This window comes from Microbacterium sp. KNMS (assembly GCF_053851835.1).
The window spans coordinates 1-280 of sequence record NZ_JBSQBP010000096.1 but is presented as its reverse complement, the minus strand read 5'-3'; the positions used below and the strand labels follow the sequence as shown (position 1 = coordinate 280).

The 280-nt window shown below is 52.9% G+C and carries 1 protein-coding gene; it reads left to right on the top strand.

The genetic code is table 11. The features are described from left to right. Positions 1-280, top strand: a 280-nt coding sequence (locus ACWXWW_RS17985; protein WP_455971370.1) for a hypothetical protein, incomplete at both ends; no start/stop codon positions are given.

Genomic DNA, 280 nt, shown 5'->3' with positions numbered 1-280 from the left:
GAGAGAGAGAAAGAAGGAGAGAAGAGAAAGGAGGGAGGAAAAAGAAAGGAAAGAAAGGAGGGGGAGGAGAAGAAAGGAGGAAAAGAGGAGGGAGAGGAGAAGAGGGGGAAGAGAAAGGGGAGGAGGGGGGGAGAGAGAAAGAGAAGAAAAAGAGGAAGGAGAGAAAGAGGAAGAGGGAGAAAGAGGAGAAGAAGGGAGAGAAGAGGGGAAGAAGAAAGAGAGAGGAGAAGAGGGGGAAGAAGAGGAGGGAGAGGGGAACAAGGGCCGCGCCGAAGAGGGC